The organism is Kitasatospora sp. NPDC057512 (assembly GCF_042802135.1).
Classification (GTDB): Bacteria; Actinomycetota; Actinomycetes; order Streptomycetales; family Streptomycetaceae; genus Kitasatospora.
Genome location: NZ_JBHVET010000027.1, coordinates 22,079 through 27,371 on the forward strand (window position 1 = coordinate 22,079; position 5,293 = coordinate 27,371).

The 5,293-nt window shown below is 74.5% G+C and carries 1 protein-coding gene; it reads right to left on the reverse strand.

Features of this window, described 5'->3' with window-relative positions; translation table 11 throughout:
* Positions 1-21: 21 nt before the first annotated feature.
* On the reverse strand, positions 22-5,268 hold the full coding sequence (locus tag ACFU6K_RS03765) for an SDR family NAD(P)-dependent oxidoreductase (protein ID WP_380660694.1): 5,247 nt from the start codon (positions 5,266-5,268) through the stop codon (positions 22-24).
* Between the last annotated feature and the right edge of the window lie 25 nt (positions 5,269-5,293).

The following is a 5,293-nucleotide window of genomic DNA, read 5'->3' on the forward strand; positions in this document are numbered from 1 at the left end:
GGGGCTCACCTTTCCCTTACCTCAGCGCGACAGTTCGTTGTCGAGCGCGTCGAAGAGTTCGTCGTCGGTCACGTGGTCGAGGTCGTCGGCGGGTTCGGCGGGTTCGCCCTGTTCCCGCTGCCAGGCGCGCAGGATCCGGGTCAGTCGGTCGGTGACCCTGGTGCGGTCCTCGCGCTCGCCGGCGAAGTGCTTCAACGCCTCCTCCATCCGGTCGGCGTCCGCGAGGATGCGCGAGACCGGGTCCGGTTGCTCGGGTTCGAGGGCCGCCAGGAGGTGGGCGGCCAGCTCGTCCGGTGTGGGCTGGTCGAACAGCACGTTGACGGGGAGCCTGAGTCCGGTGGCCGCGTTGAGCCGGTTGCGCAGTTCGACCAGGGTGAGGGAATCGAGGCCGAGCCCCCGGAACTCCGCGCCGGTGTCGATGGCCCCGGTCCCCTGGTGGCCGAGGACGTCGGCGATCTCCTGGCACAGGAGGTCCTTCACGACGTCGAGGCCGCGTCCTCCGGCCGCCCCCGCGATCCGCTCGGTCCAGGTGGAGGCGCCCGCCGTCCTCGGTGCCGAGGCCGGGGCCGCCGTACGCCGGGCCGGGGCGGAGACGAGGCCGCGCAGCAGCGGTGGCAGGTCGACCGCGGCGGCCCTCGCGTGCAGTCGGGCCGAGTCGAGCACCAGCGGTGCCACGGCCGGCTCGCTTCCCCGCCATGCCTCGTCGAACAGCGCCATGCCCTGCTCGGACGGGATCCTTCCGATGCCGTACCGCTCGAAGCGCTGGAAGGCCGTGTCGTCGAGGCCGGCGGTCATGCCGGACTCCTGCTCCCACAACCCCCAGGCCAGCGACAGACCCGGCAGCCCCCGGGCCGACCGCTCCTGCGCCAACGCGTCCAGGAAGGTGTTCGCCGCCGCGTAGTTCGCCTGACCGGCGTTGCCCACCAGACCCGACACCGAGGAGTACACCACGAACGCCGCCAGGTCAGGACACCGCTCCGCCGTCACCTCGTGCAACGCCCACGCACCGTCCACCTTCGACCGCAACACCTCCCCCAACGCCTCCGCACCCAGCGACACCAGCACCCCGTCGCGCAGCACACCCGCCACATGGAACACACCCGTCAGCGGCCGCTGTGCCGACACCTCGTCGACCAGCGCCCCCAGCGCCGTCCGGTCGGCCGCGTCGCACGCCCGCACCACCACACTGCGGGCACCCAGCTCCAACAGCTCCTCCCGCAACCCCGCCGCCCCGGGCGCCTCCGCACCCCGACGGCTCACCAGCACCAGATGCCGCACCCCACGCGCCACCACCAGATGACGCGCCAGCAACGCCCCCAACGCCCCCGTACCACCGACCACCAGCACCGCCCCCTCCGGATCCAACGACACCGGAAGGGTGATCACGTTCTTGCCGGTGTGGCGGCCCTGGCTGATGTGCCGGAAGGCCTCCCTGCCCCGGCGGACGTCCCAGGCGGTGAGCGGGAGATGGGTGAGCGCGCCGGCCTCGAAGAGGCCCACGAGCTCGGTGAGCATCTCCTGGATCCGGTCCGCGTCGACCACCATGAGGTCGAAGGCCCGATAGGAGACGTCGGGGAGGGACGCCGGGTCCCTTACGTCGGTCTTGCCCATCTCCAGGAACCGGCCGCCGGGGCGCAGCAGGCGCAGCGAGGCGTCCACGTACTCGTGGGCCAGCGCGTTGAGGACGACGTCGAAACCGCCGTCCTCGCCGAGCACCCGGCGGAAGCCCTGCTCGAAGAGGAGGTCCCGGGACGAGGCGATGCACTCGTCCGGCAGGCCCATGGAGCGCAGCGCGTCCCACTTGCCGGGGCTCGCGGTGCCGAAGACCCGCGCGCCGAGGTGGCGGGCGAGCTGGACCGCCGCCATGCCGACGCCGCCCGCCGCCGCGTGGACGAGCAGCGACTGGCCCGGGGCCAGGGCGGCCAGGTCGGTCAGCGCGTAGTAGGCGGTCAGGAAGACGACGGGAACGGCCGCCGCCTGGGCGAACGTCCAGCCGTCCGGGACGGTGACGAGCAGCCTGCTGTCGGTGGCCACCACCGGTCCGAACGCGCCGGGCAGCAGGCCCATGACCCGGTCGCCGGGCGCGAACCCGGTCACCCCGGGGCCGATCTCGGTGACCACGCCGGCACCCTCGATGCCGAGCGGGCCCGCGTCGCCGGGGTAGAGGCCCAGGGCGTTCAGCGCGTCACGGAAGTTGAGGCCCGCGGCGCGGACGGCGACGCGCACCTCTCCCGGCAGCAGGGGGGCGAGCGCCTCGGGGCGGGGACGGAGCGACAGCGTGTCGAGGGAGCCGCTGGCGCCCGGTTCCATCCGCCAGGCCGGTGCGCCCTCCGGGGGTGCGAGCAGCTCACGGGGTGTCTGCCGGGTCAGTCGGGCGGCCTTCAAGGTGCCGTTGCGCAGGGCCAGTTGGGGTTCGCCGGTGGCGAGCGCGGCGGCCACCAGAGCGGGGGTCGGGTCGGTGTCGACGTCCAGGAGGACGAAACGGCCCGGGTGTTCGGTCTGGGCGGTGCGCAGCAGGCCCCACAGCACGGAGGCGGCGAGGTCCGCCACGCCTTCGCCCGCTTCGGCGGCCACCGCGTTCCGGGTGAGGACCACCAGGGGCGCGGAGATCCGGTGCTCCTCGGCCAGCCGGCTCTTCAGCAGGCGCAGGACCTCCCGGGCGGCCTCATGGGCCGCGGACGGCACCTCGTGCTCCGGCGCGTTCGCCGTCCACGGGAGGACGGCCACCTCCAGGTCCTCGACCGCACCGGCCGGCGCGGCGAGGTCGGCGTGGCGGGTCACGCCCGGCAGGTCCGGGCCGCGCGTACCGAGGACGACCCAGCGGTCCGTCGGCAGGTCCGTCGGCAGGTCCGGGGCGGGAGCGGCCGGGTCCGGCACGGGGACCCAGTCCACGGCGAACAGCGGCGTACGGCCCCCGCCCGCGGCGGAGTAGGGGCGCAGGGTCAGCGCTTCGACGGTGGCGACCGGCGCCCCGCCGGCGTCGCAGACGGCCAGGGCCACGGTGTCGGTGCCGGTGGGCGTCAGCCGTACCCGCAGCGCGGTGGCACCGGTGGCGTGCAGTTCGGCGCCGGACCAGGCGAACGGCAGCCGGAGCCCGGCCGCCTGGTCGCCCTCCAGGACGAGCAGGTGCAGCGCCGCGTCCAGCACGGCCGGGTGCACTCCGAAACCGGAGGGCTCCACGCCGGCCGGGAGCCCGACCTCCGCGTACAGCACGTCGCCGTCGCGCCAGGCGGCGCGCAGGCCCTGGAAGGTCGGCCCGTAGTCGTAGCCGCGGGCGGCCAGGGCCTGGTACGCGTCGGCCACGTCGAGGGGGCTCGCGTCCTTCGGCGGCCAGTCCGTCAGCGCGCTCCCGGTGCTTTCGGCGCCGGCCGCCAGCACGCCGGTGGCGTGGCGCCTCCAGGTGTCGCCGGAGCGCGCGAACACGGCCAGCGACCAGCGACCCTCCTCCTCGGGGTCCAGCACCACGCGCAGGTCGGCCGGAGCGTCGGGGTGGAGGGAGAGCGGGGCTTCCAGGGTGAGTTCGTCCAGCCGTCGCAAACCGGCCCGGGCGCCCGCCGCGAGGGCGACGTCGAGCAGCGCCACACCGGGCAGCAGCACCTCGTCGCCGATGACGTGGTCGTCGGTCCAGGGGTGGGTCGTGGGCGAGAGGCGGCCGGTGAACACCCAGCCCTTCCCGTCGGGCCGCTCGACCGCCGCGCCCAGCAGCGGGTGCCCCACCGTCTCGAGACCCGCCGAGGCCACGTCCGCGACGGCGGTGTCCCCCGTCAGCCAGTAGGACCGGTGCTGGAAGGCGTACGTCGGCAGTTCCACCGGCCGCGCGCCCGGGAAGAGCGGGGACCAGTCGGGCAGATGGCCGGCGAAGGCGGCCTGCGCGACCGCGGTGAGCAGGGTGCCGCTCTCCGGGCGCCGGGCCCGCAGCAGCGGCAGCGCGACCGCGTCGGTCCCGGCCGGCAGGCAGTCCGGGACCAGGCCCGTCAGGACACCGTCGGGGCCGAGTTCGAGGTAGGTCCCCACGCCGAGCCCGGCGAGGTGCTCGACCCCCTCGCCGAACCGGACGGCACGGCGGATGTGGGACACCCAGTAGTCGGGGGAGCGGAGTTGCTCGGCGGTGGCCTCCCGCCCGGTCACGTTGGACACGACGGAGAGGACGGGTGCGCGGAAGGTCAGGCCTTCGAGGACGGTGCGGAACTCCTCCAGCGCGCTGTCCATGTGGGGGGAGTGGAAGGCGTGGCTGACCCGCAGCCGCCTGGTCCGGCGCCCCAGCGCCGCGAAGTGGTCCGCGACCTCGGTGGCGACCGCGACGTCACCCGAGACCACCACGGACCGCGGGCCGTTGACGGCGGCGATCCCGGCCAGGTCGTCGCGGTCCCCGAGGACCGCCAGGACCTCCTGCTCGGTGGCCTCCACGGCGATCATGGCGCCGTCGCCGCGGGCGGCCTGCATCAGCCGTCCCCGCGTCGCCACCATGAGCGCGGCGTCCGGCAGGTCGAGCACGCCCGCGACATGGGCGGCGGCCACCTCGCCGACCGAGTGTCCGAGCAGGTGGTCGGGCCTGATGCCGTAGTGCTCCAGGAGCCTGAACTGCGCGGTCTCCAGGGCGAACAGGGCCGACTGGGCGTACAGGGTGCGGTCCAGGAGGTCGGCGTCCGTACCGAAGACGACGTCCTTCAGGGGGACGGGCAGATGTGCGTCCAACTCCGCGCACGCCTCGTCGAACGCCTTCGCGAAGACGGGGAAGTCCCGGTGCAGTCGGCGCCCCATGCCGAGGCGTTGCGCGCCCTGGCCGGTGAAGAGCAGCGCGAGCCCGTTCGGACTGCCGGGGGGTGTGGTGGGGGGCGTGACGGTGACGTTGTCCGCCGTGCCGCCCTCGGCCAGGGTCCGCAGGCCCGCGAGCAGTTCTTCACGGCCGGCGCCCGTCACGACCGCTCGCTGCTCGAACAGTGAGCGCTGCGAGACCAGCGACCACCCGACACTGGCAGCCCCGACCTCCGGGCGCTCCGCCAGGTGCTCCGCCAGCCGGCCCGCCTGCGCCCGCAACGCCTCCACCGACCGGCCGGACACCACCCACGGCGCCACATCATCAACAGGGCCCTCAGGAGAGGTAGTTGCCTCGTCGGCGACCCCCTCAACGATCACGTGCGCGTTCGTCCCACTGATCCCGAACGAGGACACACCCGCCCGCCGCGGCCGGTCCACCACAGGCCACTCCCGCGCCTGCGCCAGCAGCTCCACCCCGCCCGATGACCAGTCCACACGCGACGACGGCACCTCCGCGTGCAACGTCCGCGGCAAC